16 protein-coding genes are annotated in these 15636 nt (G+C 57.4%); 7 read left to right on the top strand and 9 right to left on the bottom strand.

The window, feature by feature from the left end:
• Positions 1-400: 400 nt before the first annotated feature.
• The 4 genes from ABY734_RS14250 to ilvY all read right to left on the bottom strand — a co-directional run bounded on the left by ABY734_RS14250 (position 401) and on the right by ilvY (position 3810).
• Positions 401-988, bottom strand: a complete 588-nt coding sequence (locus tag ABY734_RS14250; protein WP_372779976.1) for a sulfite oxidase heme-binding subunit YedZ — start codon at positions 986-988, stop codon at positions 401-403.
• Entirely contained in the window at positions 988-1965 is a 978-nt protein-coding gene (gene msrP / locus ABY734_RS14245; protein ID WP_372779975.1) for a protein-methionine-sulfoxide reductase catalytic subunit MsrP, read from the bottom strand. The genes ABY734_RS14250 and msrP overlap by 1 nt, the downstream gene beginning before the upstream one ends.
• Positions 1966-2020: 55 nt before the next feature.
• Positions 2021-2854 (bottom strand): CDP-diacylglycerol--serine O-phosphatidyltransferase, encoded by an 834-nt coding sequence (pssA, locus tag ABY734_RS14240; protein ID WP_372779974.1) that lies wholly within the window; start codon positions 2852-2854, stop codon positions 2021-2023.
• 71 nt (positions 2855-2925) lie between these two features.
• Positions 2926-3810: an HTH-type transcriptional activator IlvY gene (ilvY, locus tag ABY734_RS14235; protein ID WP_372779973.1), complete on the bottom strand. Its 885-nt coding sequence runs from the start codon at positions 3808-3810 to the stop codon at positions 2926-2928.
• A 141-nt stretch (positions 3811-3951) separates the two neighbouring features.
• Here ilvY and ilvC point away from each other — a divergent pair, with 141 nt between their 5' ends.
• The 3 genes from ilvC to ABY734_RS14220 all read left to right on the top strand — a co-directional run bounded on the left by ilvC (position 3952) and on the right by ABY734_RS14220 (position 6938).
• A complete protein-coding gene (ilvC, locus tag ABY734_RS14230) occupies positions 3952-5427 on the top strand; it encodes a ketol-acid reductoisomerase (protein WP_372779971.1) in 1476 nt (491 codons plus the stop codon).
• A 212-nt stretch (positions 5428-5639) separates the two neighbouring features.
• On the top strand, positions 5640-6023 hold the full coding sequence (locus ABY734_RS14225; protein WP_372779970.1) for a VOC family protein: 384 nt from the start codon (positions 5640-5642) through the stop codon (positions 6021-6023).
• Positions 6024-6122: 99 nt separating this feature from the next.
• The gene (locus ABY734_RS14220; protein ID WP_372779969.1) at positions 6123-6938 is read left to right on the top strand and encodes an RMD1 family protein; all 816 of its coding nucleotides are present in this window, start codon (positions 6123-6125) and stop codon (positions 6936-6938) included.
• A gap of 31 nt (positions 6939-6969) precedes the next feature.
• On the opposite strand, the gene ABY734_RS14215 is transcribed toward ABY734_RS14220, so the two are convergent.
• The 5 genes from ABY734_RS14215 to pilM are packed head-to-tail and all read right to left on the bottom strand — an operon-like array spanning position 6970 to position 11006.
• Complete coding sequence (locus tag ABY734_RS14215) at positions 6970-8364, bottom strand: type II secretion system protein GspD (RefSeq protein ID WP_372779968.1); 1395 nt, start codon at positions 8362-8364, stop codon at positions 6970-6972.
• Complete coding sequence (locus tag ABY734_RS14210) at positions 8361-8711, bottom strand: hypothetical protein (RefSeq protein WP_372779967.1); 351 nt, start codon at positions 8709-8711, stop codon at positions 8361-8363. The genes ABY734_RS14215 and ABY734_RS14210 overlap by 4 nt, the downstream gene beginning before the upstream one ends.
• Complete coding sequence (gene pilO / locus ABY734_RS14205; protein ID WP_372779966.1) at positions 8708-9271, bottom strand: type 4a pilus biogenesis protein PilO; 564 nt, start codon at positions 9269-9271, stop codon at positions 8708-8710. The genes ABY734_RS14210 and pilO overlap by 4 nt, the downstream gene beginning before the upstream one ends.
• Positions 9271-9924, bottom strand: coding sequence for a hypothetical protein (locus tag ABY734_RS14200; RefSeq protein WP_372779965.1), 654 nt, complete (start codon positions 9922-9924; stop codon positions 9271-9273). Before ABY734_RS14200 ends, pilO begins: the two co-directional genes overlap by 1 nt.
• The gene (gene pilM / locus ABY734_RS14195; RefSeq protein ID WP_372779964.1) at positions 9921-11006 is read right to left on the bottom strand and encodes a pilus assembly protein PilM; all 1086 of its coding nucleotides are present in this window, start codon (positions 11004-11006) and stop codon (positions 9921-9923) included. The genes ABY734_RS14200 and pilM overlap by 4 nt, the downstream gene beginning before the upstream one ends.
• A gap of 314 nt (positions 11007-11320) precedes the next feature.
• Here pilM and ABY734_RS14190 point away from each other — a divergent pair, with 314 nt between their 5' ends.
• The 4 genes from ABY734_RS14190 to ABY734_RS14175 are packed head-to-tail and all read left to right on the top strand — an operon-like array spanning position 11321 to position 15571.
• Positions 11321-11902: a Tfp pilus assembly protein FimT/FimU gene (locus ABY734_RS14190; RefSeq protein ID WP_372779963.1), complete on the top strand. Its 582-nt coding sequence runs from the start codon at positions 11321-11323 to the stop codon at positions 11900-11902.
• Positions 11899-12378 (top strand): hypothetical protein, encoded by a 480-nt coding sequence (locus tag ABY734_RS14185; protein WP_372779961.1) that lies wholly within the window; start codon positions 11899-11901, stop codon positions 12376-12378. Before ABY734_RS14190 ends, ABY734_RS14185 begins: the two co-directional genes overlap by 4 nt.
• Positions 12375-13370 carry a prepilin-type N-terminal cleavage/methylation domain-containing protein gene (locus tag ABY734_RS14180; protein ID WP_372779960.1) on the top strand — a complete coding sequence of 332 codons (996 nt, stop codon included), beginning with the start codon at positions 12375-12377 and terminating at the stop codon, positions 13368-13370. The genes ABY734_RS14185 and ABY734_RS14180 overlap by 4 nt, the downstream gene beginning before the upstream one ends.
• Positions 13370-15571 carry a DNRLRE domain-containing protein gene (locus tag ABY734_RS14175; RefSeq protein ID WP_372779959.1) on the top strand — a complete coding sequence of 734 codons (2202 nt, stop codon included), beginning with the start codon at positions 13370-13372 and terminating at the stop codon, positions 15569-15571. The genes ABY734_RS14180 and ABY734_RS14175 overlap by 1 nt, the downstream gene beginning before the upstream one ends.
• Positions 15572-15636 lie beyond the last annotated feature (65 nt).

Genomic DNA, 15636 nt, shown 5'->3' with positions numbered 1-15636 from the left:
TCGTATTCAAATTCATGAATTTACGAGTCACTTGTGTCTGATATGATTGTCGTCACATCGCCACACAAGTGCCCACACAAATTACTTAATCTCGATTTGTTAAATAGCTCGAAGCCGCCAGGGCTTTCGATGTCGCTTAAGAGTGTGTCTCTCAAGCGAGGTGCGCATTATAAACACCTTACTCTGCGCTGCAAGTACTTTTTCAAAAAACTTTCAAAAAGTTGCGAGGGTTATTTGAGAGGCCTTTAAGCCCTCTAATTTCACCAACTTTGGCCTTTGCGCCCCAGCCGATAAAAGCCTCTTCCTGCACTCGATATCTGTCTCCAGAACCGAGGGAGCGAGAGAATATAGATGTCGCCGAGACGATGCAATACGGCAAGTGAAAAAAAGTTCTAAGTGGCTATTTCTTGGCCAAAATCGGGGCTTTACGCCGACTATAGAGCCGCCACAGCAAAAGACCACCACCAATCACGCCGTACACTACCGCCTCTGCCCGATCAGAGCGCACCAGCCAGAACAGGTGCAGCAGTGCCAGACCTAAAGAAAGATAGACCATGCGATGCAGGGTTTGCCAGCGGCGACCCAGCCGGCGAATTGCCGCGCGATTTGAGGTAGCCGCCAGCGGCACCAACGTCAGCCAGGCCAGAAAGCCGACTAGTATATAGGGCCGCTCCTTCAGCTCTTCCTGAAGAATGGCCCAGTCCCAGCCCAGAATATAGGTACCCACACAAAGCGCATGCAGTGACGCGTAAAAGAAGCAGAAAAGACCGAGCATACGCCGGTAACGCAGCAGGCCGGGCCGTCCCAGCCATCGCCTCAGCGGTGAGACCGAGAGTGTCAGCAGCAGAAAATTGAGTGCCCAGCTACCGGTAAAGAGCACCAGGCTTTTGGCCGGATCGGGACCCAACGTGCCGCTGACCGCTCCCGCCAACAGCCAGGCCAGCGGCAGCAGACAGACAACAAACAACAGCGGCTTGCGCCAGGGCATCAATAGTAGCGCCGCAGGTTCATGCCCTTATAGAGGTGAGCAACCTGCTCTTCATAGCCATTAAACATGCGCGTTTTGATGCGATTTGGGTCAAACAGGCTATTGGGCAAACGCCGCTCATACTTCTGGCTCCAGCGCGGGTGATCCACATTCGGGTTCACGTTGGCGTAAAAACCGTACTCCTGTGGTGCCAGCTCCTGCCAGGTTGTGCGGGGCTGCCTTTCCGTCAAGCGAATTTTGACGATGGACTTGATGCTCTTGAAGCCGTATTTCCAGGGCACCACCAGCCGAAAGGGCGCGCCGTTTTGCTTGGGCAGCTCCCGCCCGTAGAGCCCGGTAGCCATCAGCGTAAGCGGGTTCATCGCCTCATCCATTCGCAGCCCTTCCACATAGGGCCAGTCGATGGTGCTGAAACGGGAGCGCTGACCGCGCATCTCGGCGGGGCGGTAGAGCGTGGTGAATTCGATATACTTTGCCTTGGATGTCGGCTCCAACCTGGCCAGCAGTTTGTGCAGGGGAATGCCAATCCAGGGAATGACCATGGACCAGGCCTCGACACAGCGCAGGCGGTAAATCCGCTCTTCCAGATCAATACCCTTGAGCAGGTCCTCCAGCGGGTAGGTTCCGGGCCTGGCAACCTCACCTTCCACCACCACCGACCAGGGGTCGACCGTCAGTGCATCCGCGTACTTAGCCGGGTCGCCCTTATCGGTACCGAATTCGTAGAAATTGTTATAGCGCGCCACATCCTCGAAGGGCGTCTTTTTTTCATCGGTATAAAAGCCTTTGGCAGCCAGCGCCGGGGTAGCAGGTTTGGCCTCCAGCGATGCGCGAGCCTCGCTCGCGCCCAGCCCGGTTGGCAGAAGAGCGCCGGCGGCAAACAGGCCGGCGCCGGCCATAAGCTCCCGGCGCCTCAGGTAAATATGTTCAGGTGTGATTTCAGAAGCGGGGATATCCGCCGGTCGCTTGATCAACATCTCAATCTCCGTGGCTTGAGAACTCTGACCGGCGAATCGTTATAAAACTCCCCGGCTAATCGGTTTTCGTTCTACGGTAAACAGACAGGACCGGACCAGAAAGGGCGTAAAGTACAGCTATACCCAGCAGAATACGCGGCGGATCTAGGGTGACCAGACCAAAGGCCAGCACAATGATGATCATCACCACAAAGGGAACCCGACCGCGCAAATCGATCCCTTTAAAGCTGTTGTAGCGAATATTAACGATCATCAGAAAACCCACCACCGCTGTCAGCAAGGCGCAGAAAAAGGGCAAGGCAGAGGGCATAGCGCTACCGACCCAACGCTCATCGGCGCAGACCCAGATGGTACCGGCGATAACCGCAGCGGCGGCCGGGCTGGCCAGCCCCGTAAAGTAGTTTTTGTCGCTGGAGGCAATTTGGGTATTGAATCGCGCCAGCCGCAGCGCGGCACAGGCGATATAGATAAAGGTGGCTGCCCAGCCCAGCTTGCCGAAGCTGCCCAGCGACCAGCTGAACATGACCAGCGCCGGCGCGACACCAAAGGACACCATGTCGGCCAGCGAATCGTATTGCTCACCAAACTTGCTCTGGGTATTGGTCAGACGGGCAACTCGCCCATCCATGCCGTCCAGCACACCGGCCACAAAAATAGCAATCGCCGCCGTTTCAAACTCACCGCGCATCCCGGACACGATGGCATAGAACCCGGCAAACAGCGCCGCTGTGGTAAACAGGTTTGGCAACAGGTAGATGCCGCGACGCCGAACCTTGCGACCATTGATCGACACCTCTTCTTCATGGTCATCAATCAGCAGCAGTGATTCGCGTTGCTCCGAATACTTGGGTTCGTCCGAGTTATCAGTTTCAGACACTACAGGCTCCATGACAGGAATGAACAGTTGCGGCGCAGCATAGCAAACCCACCCGCGTCCCACACAGGGGATTTTAGCAAGTTTCAGGAAACGGACGCGGCAACCTGCCAAAATGCATCAATCAGCGGGCTGCTTAACCGCTGTTTCAGCGTGCAAACCCCCACCGCCAGCGGCTTCATCTCATCGGCCAGCGGCAACACCCGCAACCGCTCCGCCACCGGACTGTGAGCGAGCACTAACTCCGGCACCACGCCAACTCCCAACCCTAACGCCACCATGCTGGCAATGGCTTCATGGCCGCTGACTTGTGCATAGATAGTCGGACGAATACCGTGCAGGCGGAACCAGCGCTCCAGCTCCAGCCGGGCGACGCCGCGCTCCGACATAATCACCGGCAAACGATCCCAGGGCAGCGCCTGCTCGCTCAGCATTTCGGACACGGCACAGGGAATCGCCGGGGCAATCAACCGCAAGGGGGAGTGGGTGAGCACCTGAAAGGCCAAGCGCTGGTTCAGCTGCTCGGGGCGGGCGGTTATCGCAATATCTTCCTCGCCGGCTACCACCCGCTCCAGCGAGTCGGCCTGATCGCCGGTATGCAGCTTGAGCTCAATGCGCGGATAGCGATTGCGAAAGGTCTCCAGCACCTGCCCCAGCACCGCGTACGCGGCAGTCACCGAGCAGTAGACGCTCAATTCACCGGAGAGCTCGCGGCCACTCTGGTTAAGCCTGGATAAAAGCCCCTGCCAGTTAGCAAGCGCCCGCTCACTGTACTGCAGCACCTCTTTGCCAGCCGCCGTAAGCACCACCCGACGGTTGTCCCGCTCGAACAGCGCCACCCCCAGCGTCTCCTCCATGCGCTGCACCGTGCGGCTGACCGCCGAGGCGCTGAGGTGCATGGCCTCACCGGTTTTGGCAAAGTGCAGGGTTTTGGCGAGATGGGTGAAAACTTCGAGCTCTTTGATATTCATGTGGCTATCAGTGCCGTAGTGCGTTTAGCGCAACACTATATAACCCATATATCATTTTACGCAACAAGCTAACACTGCTATCGTAGCCGCCCAGTTTTTAACCGCTCATTGATTTCAACGAACCAACACGAGGGCTTTCCCATGGGTCAGAACTACTTCAATACCCTGCCCCTGCGCGTGCAGCTGCAGGAACTCGGCAAGTGCCGCTTTATGGACCGCAGCGAATTCGCCAATGGCTGCGACATTCTGAAAGGCAAAAAAATCGTCATCGTCGGCTGTGGCTCACAGGGTCTGAACCAGGGCCTGAACCTTCGCGACTCCGGTCTGGACGTTTCCTACGCACTGCGCGCCGAAGCCATTGCCGAAAAGCGCAAGAGCTGGCAGAACGCTACCGAGAATGGTTTTACCGTCGGTACCTATGAAGAACTGATCCCGACCGCCGACGTGGTTATGAACCTTACCCCGGACAAGCAGCACACCGCCGTTGTCACCGCCATCATGCCGCTGATGAAAGAAGGCTCATGTCTGGATTACGCTCACGGCTTCAACCTGGTTGAAGAAGGCATGCAGATTCGCAAAGACATTACCGTCGTGATGATGTGCCCGAAATGCCCCGGCACTGAAGTGCGTGAAGAGTACAAGCGCGGCTTTGGTGTACCCACCCTGATCGCCGTTCACCGCGAAAACGACCCCAACGGCAACGGACTGGAAATTGCCAAGGCTCTGGCCAGCGGCACCGGTGGCGACCGCGCGGGTGTTCTGGAATCTTCACCGATTGCGGAAGTGAAATCCGACCTGATGGGCGAGCAAACCATTCTCTGCGGCATGCTGCAAACCGGTTCCATCCTGTGCTTCGACAAGATGGTCGAGGAAGGCATTGACCCCGGTTACGCCTCCAAGCTGATTCAGTACGGCTGGGAAACCATCACCGAAGGCCTCAAGCACGGCGGCATCACCCACATGATGGATCGCCTGTCCAACCCCGCCAAGGTTAAAGCCTTCGAGCTGGCCGAAGAGCTGAAAGACATCATGCGCTCGCTGTACGAGAAACATCAGGACGACATCATGAGCGGCCACTTCTCCACAACCATGATGGAAGACTGGGCCAACGACGACGCCAACCTGCATAAATGGCGCGCAGAAACTGCCGAAACCGCTTTTGAAAAAGCGGAAACCGGCGCCATGGAAATCAGCGAGCAGGAATACTATGACAATGGCATTCTGATGGTCGCCATGGTTAAAGCCGGCGTTGAGCTGGCCTACGAAACCATGGTTGCCGCCGGTATCAAGGACGAGTCTGCCTACTACGAGTCGCTGCACGAAACGCCGCTGATCGCCAACACCATCGCCCGCAAAAAACTGTACGAAATGAACGTGGTGATTTCCGATACCGCCGAGTACGGTTGCTACCTGTTCGATCACGCCTGCAAGCCTCTGCTGAAAGATTTTATGAGCAAGGTCAAAACTGACGTAATCGGAAAAGGTCTGGACGTATCAGACAACGGTGTGGACAACCAGCAACTGATCGCCATCAACTCAGCGCTGCGCAACCACCCGGTAGAAGTTATCGGCCGCAAACTGCGCGGCTACATGACTGCCATGAAGAAGATCGTTTAACCACAAGCATCTTCGGCATACCCAAGGGGCCTCACAAGGGCCCCTTTTTTATGGACTACCAATCATCATTGCGTACCCACAGCGCTTCGCGCGGCATGCAAAACGCAATGAAGTAACCTCCCTGCGCGGCGGTGCGCTAGAAAGAACCCGCTTGCGTCACGCCCCCTCCATTCGCTAGTCTCGCCAATCCATTCACAGCGAAAGGATCCACTATGTTCAGCCACATCATGCTTGGCGCCAACGATCTTGAAGCCTCCCGCCAGTTCTACGATGCCACACTCGGCGCACTCGGCCACAAGCCCGGCTTTAAAGACGAACGCGGCCGCTATTTCTACATCACAGAAACGGGCATCTTTATTGTGACCGAACCCATCAATGGCGAAGCGGCCACCGGCGGCAACGGCTCGACTATCGGTTTTGCCGCCAAAAGTCCGGAAGAAGCCGACGCCTGGCACGCAGCGGGTTTGGCGAACGGCGGCACGGCCATCGAAGATCCGCCCGGCATTCGCGAAGGCGGCGGTATGAAACTGCATATCGCCTACCTGCGCGACCCGGCGGGCAACAAAATTTGCGCCATGCATCAGATCCCCAAATAGATCAAACTTGTCCATTCAGGGAGGGCCTCGCCCTCCCTTTTTAACGACCCCAATATTTCTATTGTCAGCCTGAAGGTTCGGCCCTATGATGCGCGACCGATGGCAGCCCGCCATCGCCTGCCGGAGGGTGGCGCCATGTCGTTTTCCAACTCACGTCTTTCCGTTTTAAACCTTGGCGACCAGTTTCGCACGGCTGATCTCGAAGCCGACATTCTCGAGTACTATCAGGCCAAGCGGATTCGCGACGCCTACCAGATTCCGGGCAAGACCGGCGAAGCCTGGGTTTTTAATTACGGCGTCGCCGTGTTTTGGGGTTGCGATGACGATGAGCAACAGGACATCCTGAAGCGCATTACCCCGCATCTGGAAGATCAGGCCTCCAAACGCGCCTACGACCACTTTACTTTCAGCTTGAATGCCGGCGAGAACAGCATTCAGGCTGACAAATTCGTGCTGGCCGGTGACGACCCGCTGCAACGGCTGGCGGTATCCCACGCATTGGCGCAGTCGATTCAGCTGAACGTGTTTGAAACCATGGCCGAAGACAACATCCGTTCAACAGCGGATATTCCGAGATCACTGGCCCAGACCGGTCGCATGAAGCTGGGGCGCAAAGCCATCGCCAAAATTCGCGGCCATCTGTTTTCAACCAAGAGCGATATTATTCTGCACTACGGCCTGCTGGATACTCCCGAGTTTTTCTGGGAATACCCGGCACTGGAAAGCCTGTACAACCAGGCCGCACGCTATCTGGATATACGCCCTCGGGTTGATGTGCTGTCGCAGAAGCTGCAGACCATCCATGAGCTACTGGAAATGCTGGCCGACGAACAAAATCATCGGCACAGTGCCTTTCTCGAATGGATCATCATACTTCTCATCGCCTTTGAGATTGTGATGATGGCCCTCCCCTGACAAGGCAAGCGCCACGTTTACACTATCCCGGCTAGCGACGCGGCCCCATCATTGGCGGACCGGCGGGTTTGCTAGGTGAGGTTTTGGTTTCGCTAGCCGCGGTCTCCGATTGCGCCTTGCGCTCAGACGCCGGCTTGCCGTAGCGTTGCGAGCGGATGTGGTCCAGCACCTCGGCCTCTTCACTGTCTAAGGTGCGTATATACTGGCCGCTGGAGTCGCCATCACTGCGAACGATGTAAGGCGTAATCAGCACAACCGTTTCGGTGCGCGAACTGGTGGTTTCACTGCTGGAAAATAACCGCCCGATCAGCGGAATATCCTTCAGAAAAGGCACGCCGCTTCGCGATTCAGTCATGGAGTTTTTCAGTAGCCCGCCAATGAAGACCGTCTGCTGGTCATTGGTAATCAGGTTGGTCACAACTTCGGTTGTTGTCTTAGAGGGTATACCGTTGTTCACGCTACCGGTGCTGATCTGCGGGTAGATATCGAGCATGACGCGGTCGTTTACGCTGATAGATGGCGTTACTCGCAAAATAACCCCCGACTCCAGAAACTCGATGCTCTCGGTGGTGACCTGATTGATCGTTGTGGTCACCCGATAGCCGATGCGGTCGCCCACAACAACCGAGGCCTCCTTGTTTTCCAGCGCCAGTAACTTGGGGGTAGATATGGTTCTGAGGCGCCCGTCCGTTTCCAGGGCATCGAGAAGCAGATCAATATTGTCGTTAACAATCGTCGCGAACAGTCCCGGCGCGCCGGGCGCCGCGAGCCCTTGCACGCCAATCTGCTTCACCTCACCCGGATCAACGGAAAAAAGTTTGGTCCAGTTAATACCGTGTGCCAACGTATCACTCAATGTGACCTCTAAAATTCTGGCTTCAATCAGTATCTGGCGCGGCTCAGCGTCCAGCGACGACAACAGTGTCGCAATACGGGACAGGAAGTCAGGCTTGTCTTCGACAACAATGGCGCCTTCCTGAGCCGACAGTGTTACCTTGCCGTAGCGCGAAATATGGCTTTTGACGACTTCGAGCACGGACTGCGGATTCGCATAACGAATGGGAAAAACGCGCAGCTGGGTAAGGCCTCCCGCCGCGTGCGAACCCACGTTTTTCTTGTCCACTATGTAGTAGGTCTTGCCACGTTTTTCAGCCACAAAACCCGCCATCTCGGCAACCGCTTGAATCGCCTCGTCCAGCGTCACTTCGTAGAGACTGAACGACACATCCCCCGAGACGCCCTTTTCCAGCATGATGCTGACACGGCCCTTCTTGGAAAACATCGCCATAACATCGTTAACTGGCATATCGTTAGCGCTCATGGAAAAGCGCTCAGCCGCCACGCCCGACATCGGAAAGGCAATGAGCAACAGGCACAATAACAGCGTACCTGCACCACTAAGGGGTAGCGTGCGCAATCTGATCATTGGCGTTCTTCCATTGTTTCGTTGACGTATACCGGCACACGGTATTCCCGGTCGTTTTTACTGAATATCACCAGACCATCCTCAATTTTTTGTACCCGGTAAGAAGCAACTTCTTCTCCCTCAGAAACGACGCGTCCATTGATGTTAGCCGCTTTGAACGCCTCTGATATGATGACGCCGCGAACCACAGGCAATTGCGAGGCAACGGTAACACCGCCGCCCACCGCTGAACCCTTCTGACTCAAAACCTCGGGGACGCGGAACGGATCATGGCGAATCATCAGCTCGTCACCCGCGCTGTACCCCACCAGTAGCAGAGCGAACAAGGCCAGTGCCGTGCGATTCATTGCGCCACCCGATAATTGGCCATACGCAGCGTCATATCCAGGTTGGGGTCACTGGCACTGCGATTGCCCGCTGTGATTTCCAGCTGGTCCACAACAACAAAGCCCAGCTGCTGATTAACCGCCTGCAACCATGCAAAAAGACTGAAATAGTCACCCCGTAGCTCCACTTCGAAGGGAATCTCATTGAAGATATGTATCGGCTTGCTTGCCAGCGGTTTTACGCCTTTTAAGGTCACCCCTTGCTGCCAGGAAATTTTCTGCAGCTCGCCCACAACGTGCCTTTCGATTTGATTCGCGGCGACAGCACCGGCGCTGCCAAATAGCTTGGTTTCCAGCTCCGCCATCGTTTGATAGCGCTGTTCAATCTGGGCCTGCAATTCTGGCCCGTAGGCAATGGCCTGGCTGAGACCCGCGTTTTGTTGCAGAAGCGACCGCAAATCCACCACTTTCGGCTTAACGAGGTAAACGCCTGACGCCGCTACCAGCAGTAGCAGCAAGCCCATTAGCAGCCAGCGCAAGGTATCCGGATTTAACTGGGCCTGCAGATCGGGTCGCCGCATTATGTCGACCTCTTAGGGTTCACAATAATCGCCAGCTCAAATTCCACCAGCTCAACCTCAGCCTGTTTCCTCAGCGCCGAGCGAACAATCTTCACGGAATGGATCTCCGGCTGCTTTAACAGATTGCCAACAAAATCAGACAGACCGGCATAGTTTCTGGCATAACCCAGCACCTCCATGTGAGTTTCGATCTGCCAGGCCCTTTCGGTAGCCGACTCGACCTCCTTCGGCAAAACAATAAAGTAACCGTTGGATTGCGCCGCCTCGGCCTTGTCGACCATACTGCCCGCCCGAGAGAAAACCAGCTCGGAAAACCAGACTTCGCTACCGGCAAACGCCCTGTCGATACCAACCAACAGCCCGGGCGCCGACTGCCCGCCACGAAATCCGGTCAGCGCCTCAAACTGCTCACTCATCGATGCAATCTGTTCATCCAGCGTCTGCAGTTGTGCGCTCTTCTGATCGATAAGCGCTTGCTGCCCACCCAGGGCGCGCGCCTTTTCTTCAGCCTGGCCAGTGGCTACCGACAGCGCTGTCACCGCAACAAACGTGACCGCCACAATGGCCAAAGCTGCGATTCCAAAGCGCGCCAGATCACCGTAAATCTGGCGGTTGCGCCGATAATCAGCCGGAATCAGGTCAAATTCGTTCATGCCAGCGCCCCGCGCAATGCCAGACCGCAACTGACCGGCAAACAATGATCGGCCAGGGCTTGAGGCACCTGCAAATGGGATTCAAGCTCAGCGCAGCGGGTTACCGGAGACAGGCTGCTCACAGGCACATCAATGATCTCTGTCAGAATGCGCGAAGCGAGGGGCCAGTCACTGGCAGCACCGAGCAGATAAATATGGCGGATGGGTTCGCCCCTAGTTTGCGAGGCGGTATAGGCCTGAGCCTTGTCAAACTCATGGGCCAGCTTCAGCAACAGCGGTTTTACAATCTGCCCAACCGTCGAGGGAAGTTCTGAACTGCCCGGCTGGCCGGCCCCCGCTTCACCCTGCTTCAACATACGGCGCGCCAGGCCCTCGTCAACATCCAGTGATCGACAGAGCTGCTGAATAATATCCCGCTCCCCCACCTGCACTTCTCGATCGAGAATCAAACGACGCCCGGAATAAACTGACAGTGTCGACTTGTAACGCCCCACGGTAAGTGAGGCGCTGTTGTGGTGATCATCCGTTGCAGCGACCGTTCCGAGCAGGCGATTTATCGATACCGGCGCAATTTCCAGCGCATCAACATACAAACCTGAACGCTGCAGACAATCGAGGTAATCTTCAACCACGGGCTTGCTGCTGACCGACACCAGCGCAAGATTCTCGTCGCTGGCGGCTTTGGCCCTGATAGGCAGGTAATCAATGACATAGCCAGATACCGGCCCGTCCAATCGCTCCCGAACCTGTTCGAGAACAGCCGTGGCCTCATTGCCGCTCTTGGGCTGGCGGTAGTTAATATAGAGTAGGCGGTAGTGCTCGGCAGGTAAGCAACTGTACACCCGGCGCCCGACAAAGCTTTGTTTCAGAGCCGGTTGCAGCAGACTTTTCAATTGTTCGGGAGATTCCAGCAACTCATCGACACTGCCGTCTATAGCGATCAATGACGCTGCCGAGACGGCCGGAACCGAGCCTCGGCAATCCAGTTGCACCAGATTGACCGCATCCTCAAGAAAGGACAGCCCGATAGCACTGTAGCGCCTCGCTCTGCCGGCGAATAACCAGTCTGGTTTGATTTTCAAACGCCAGCCCGTCCCGGATTGCGACGCGCCGGGCAGAGCGCTCGGTAGACTCCGCTCATCATGCTTCCCCCTACCTCTTGCTGTGGCCACATGACGCTGGCGCCGAACGGCCACTTATTATTGGTGCATCCCGCCAGCCGTTGAAGCGGCTGGCCTCCAACCACACGGGCTGTTAGTGGCTTTCAGTATAGTACACTAACTTCAATGAGTTACCGGGTCTAGCTGAGCAGCGCCGCCAAAGCATGACGATTACGTCCCCTTGGGCCATACTGAGGGCTGGAACGTCACCCCGTTTAAGTTCGCCGAGGTCACCTGTGCTCACTGCTTCACGGATGATAGCCAATAACAACATACGCGCTAAGCGCCGGGGCTTCACCCTCGTTGAGCTGTTACTCGTGGTGGGTATCCTCGGCGTTATTGCGGTTGCCTTTGTGGCGGGCAATTCCAGCTCCCAAAGCGCCAAGCTGGACTACGCCAGCCGCGAGCTGACCGATATGTTCCAGCTGGCGCGCAGTGAGGCCCTGCGCACCGGAGTGCCGCACGGCGTAAGCGTCAGTACAAGCACCCACCGGGCACAGGTCTACCGGATTGTGCCGGGCTCCAACCCGACCAACCGCGTTTACGATATACGCCACCCCCAGAGCAAGCAGTTGCTGGATATTACCCTGGGCGCCAGCGCCGGCACCGAAGGCACCCGTGTACAGAGCAGAGACTTCGTTTATCAGGGCGTACCACCCAAGAGCGACCTGGATTTCAACGCCAAGGGCGAGCCGTATTTTCAGCAGGGAACGGCTAGCTACCGAGCGCTGGACGCAGAGGTGATCGTAGCCGCCGGCAACGACATCCGAACCATTACCGTAGACCCGGTAACCGGCAGAATCAGCGTGACGCCATGAGCCAAGAGCGCCGAAAGCCCGCTGCCACAACAACACGCCATTGCTCAGGCTTGAAAAACGCAGCCACAGGCCAGCGCGGCCTGACCTACCCCGAAGTGCTGGCCGCCGTGTTTCTGGTGGCGGTATTACTGGTGCCCGCGATGGACGCCCTGCGCTCCTCCAGCGCCGGCGCCAGTTTTCAGGAGCAGCAACTGCACGAGTACTACGCCCTGCGCGCCATGGCCGAGCGCATCAAGTCGCGCCCCTTTGGCGAGCTCGAAAGCGCGGCGATTGACGAGACAACACCGACCACTCTCAGCGACACCATTGCCATGGGCAACGGCGAGACAGTCAGCGTCGATGTCTATATTGCCGGGCACGATGCCGACAACGCCGACCTCGACAATAACCCGAGAACGGGCGTGGATGACGGCATTCTCTGGGTTCGGGTCGCCATCAGCCCCCAACAACGACTCGAATGGCTGGTCGCACAATGAGCAGCACACACCGCGGTTTCACCCTGCTCGAGCTGCTGCTGGCGGTGGCGATCAGCGCTACCCTCGCGGCCGGGCTGGCCACCATCATCAACCAGGCCCTGCAAACCCAGCAGCAGGTTGAGGCCCGACTGGCCCTAAGCAACGACGCCCGCTTTGCCATGGAACGCATTGCGCGCAGCGTCAGGGCCAGCAACCGCTTATTCCTGCCATTAAACGACAACCCGGCAACGCCATGGCGGGAAAATGTGCGCGAGCAGAGCATCCCCGCCCAGCCACCGGAATCGGGCAGCGTGCTGGCCACCGCTGTGCTGGCCATCAGCATGGATCCCTTTCTCGATGGCGACAATGACGGCTGGGCCGATGCCAACCGCGACCAGGACTTCTACGATTTCAACCAGAACAACGTGCGCGATCCCGGCGAGCCGGAGCGCGTGGATGAGGATATCAAGGCCGACCAGAGTAACGACCTTGCAGCCGGTATCGTCGGCATTGATGACAATGGCGACGGGCTTGTCGATATCTCCGTCGGCGGCATCTGGGATGACGATGAGGACGGCAGCTTCGATGAAGACCCGATAGACGGCATCGACAACGACGGCGACGGCAGCATTGACGAAGACCCGCCATCGGACATGAACGGCGATGGCCAGGGCGGCGTGCCCGGCGAATCCTGCCTGCTGTTCATCTGCTCCCCCATTGGAGATATCAAGGACGACGACGCCGACGGCGCGGTGGACGAAGACACCTACAATATCGTTGTCTACCACCTGAGCGGCAGCAACCTGATTGAGCGCAATCCGTCCTTTCCGGGCGCAAATCCCACGGGCGCGCACTTTACCAACACAACCCTTGCCGAGGGTGTCAGCTATTTTGGCGTCGAACGTTTGCCTGAAGCGGGCGGGCGCCCCCAAGTTGTGGTCACCCTGGAGCTAACCCGCGGCAATGAGCGTATACGGCTGTCCAATACCTTAAGCATTCGGAGCGCTAACTGATGAGGCACCGGCAACAACAGGGCTATATTTTTATGCTGGTAGTGGTCACGCTGTTTTTGACTGCGGCCATCGCCCTGATGCTATCCCGACACAGCTCGGTGGCGGTGCACCTGGTGCGCTCGACTCAGGAGCAGGAGGCGGCGGCCTTCGCCGCCGAAGCCGGCCTACAACATGCCCGCTGGCTCGCCAACAGCAGCAACTGTGATAACTACACCAATATCCCTACTACAGTGCTCGATGGCGCCAGCCAATTAGGCTACAGCGCCACCTTCACCGGCACCACCCTCTCCCCGGTAGTGGTGACCGCTACCGGCACCGCCGGGGCTTCCGCGTCGGTTGAAACCCGGCGACCGGTCACAGTCTACGCTCCGCCCACAACAACTCCCATTACCCCGCTACAGGACACCTATATCAAGTCGGGATTTCCCACGAGTAACTACGGCACCAGCAAAAAATTCAAAATAAGTCAGGGGACAGACGAAGAGCGCGGCCTGATCAGCTTTCGCGTTGAGCAGTATGCCGCTACCACCAATATCGCCAAGGCGGTGTTGCAACTTTATTCCTACGGCGGCTTTGCGTCGGGTCCGATGCAAATAGCGGTTTACCCCGTAACCACCGAATGGGACGGCACCGCGGCCACCTGGAACAACGCCCGAGCCGGTGTCGCCTGGACTGCACCGGGCGGAGATAGCGAAACCCAGGCCGCGGCCATCGCGACGGTCAGTCCGTCGGGCTGGGGCCCCGTTGAATGGGATATCACCGCGCTCGTGCAGCGCTGGGTGGGTGGTGCTGACAATTTCGGGTTAATGTTTCGCGTGCTGGACAACAATGCCAGCATTCAATTTGGCTCCAGCGAGGAAGCCTGGGTTAACGAACGCCCGGTGTTAAAACTGACCTCGCGCTGCGAGTGCGGGCGATTCTGCCTAAACACCGGCAGCTGCAGCGCCGACTATATTCCGGGGGCTGTCGACTTCACCGTTAACACCGGCAAGCTGGGCTATAAACACCCCGAGGGCGTCGCCTTTGCACCCGAAGGCGAGGTCATAGACGGCGTCACCCTGCCAAGCGGCGGCGCCAGTCTAACGGTTGCACAATCAAATCTTTTGCTGTTTGACAAGGTCGGCTCCCTCCTGCATACCTCGGCCCCGAGGGGAATCTCAGACCCCAAGGGCGTCGCCTGGCTGGGGGGCGGCACTTGGAATAAACATATTCTGGTTGCAGACACCGGGGCAAATCGGCTGAGGCTTTACCTCGCCAATGATCTAAGCCTAGTTGGCAGTTTGCGGATTCCAAGTGATTTCACCGAGGTCACCGGCCTTTCCTATATCGGTACAACCGCCTCGGGCGACTATGCCGATACCGTACTGGCGACAGGGCGGAAGTCGGTCCTGCTTTTCGGGGATAGCCCCAGAGTGGTCATCTACCGTCAGGGCGACTTGAACCGCCAAGCGACAATCAATCTGCCCTTGGGGGTCGGCATCCCCAGCGGCATTGCGCATATTCCTTTTACCGACAGCTTTTTGCTGCTCGACACTGACAACCAGCGAGTGCTCAAGCTCAACTTCGATGGCCAGCTCGAGGGCAGCTACAATACCCCTGAAGTTGCTGACAGCAAGGTGGGCGCGGGGCTCGCCATCGATACCGAGTCCTGCCAGCATCTCTACGTCGATAATGGCGACGCCACCTTGATGTCGCTCTACCCCAGTCCGCCTTGCACCACCCCCTACGAGGATGACTTTGAAAGCAATAGCTATGCCGGGAGCCTTGGCGACAACGACTGGTCACCAAACCCATGGACCGAAAACGGCGACGACGACAATGCGGCCACAGGCGGGGTATCACTGCGTAATACTGACAGTGGCATATGGCTGTCTATCAGCGGGCCCGACAAGGGGGCCAAGCGGGCGATGGAAGGGCTAAGCGACTTCAGCCATGTGTCACTGAGCTTTGATGTAAGAAAACTGTCGCTCGATGATGCCGCTGATTACGTTAAGGTCGAGTTTAATGGGGGTAACGACGCCGGATGGGTATTGCTGACAGAACTCGCCGGTCCCGCCGAAGACGAAACCAGCTCCGAATTTTTTGACATTTCAGCCCATCTGGGCGGATTGAGCCCCCAGCTTCGCCTGCGATCTTCTGCGGGGATGGGTGTAGACGATACGGTTCTCATCGACAACGTGCGCTTTCAAACCTGCAACTAGGCATTGACGACGGGAAGTTCGGACTCGGCTATAAAACCAATGAGGCGGAGGTCTCCCCCGCCCCG

This window comes from Litorivivens sp. (genome assembly GCF_041624475.1).
GTDB lineage: Bacteria > Pseudomonadota > Gammaproteobacteria > Pseudomonadales > Spongiibacteraceae > Litorivivens.
The sequence above is the reverse complement of the archived record's forward strand: the minus strand, read 5'-3'. Positions and strand labels throughout refer to the sequence as shown.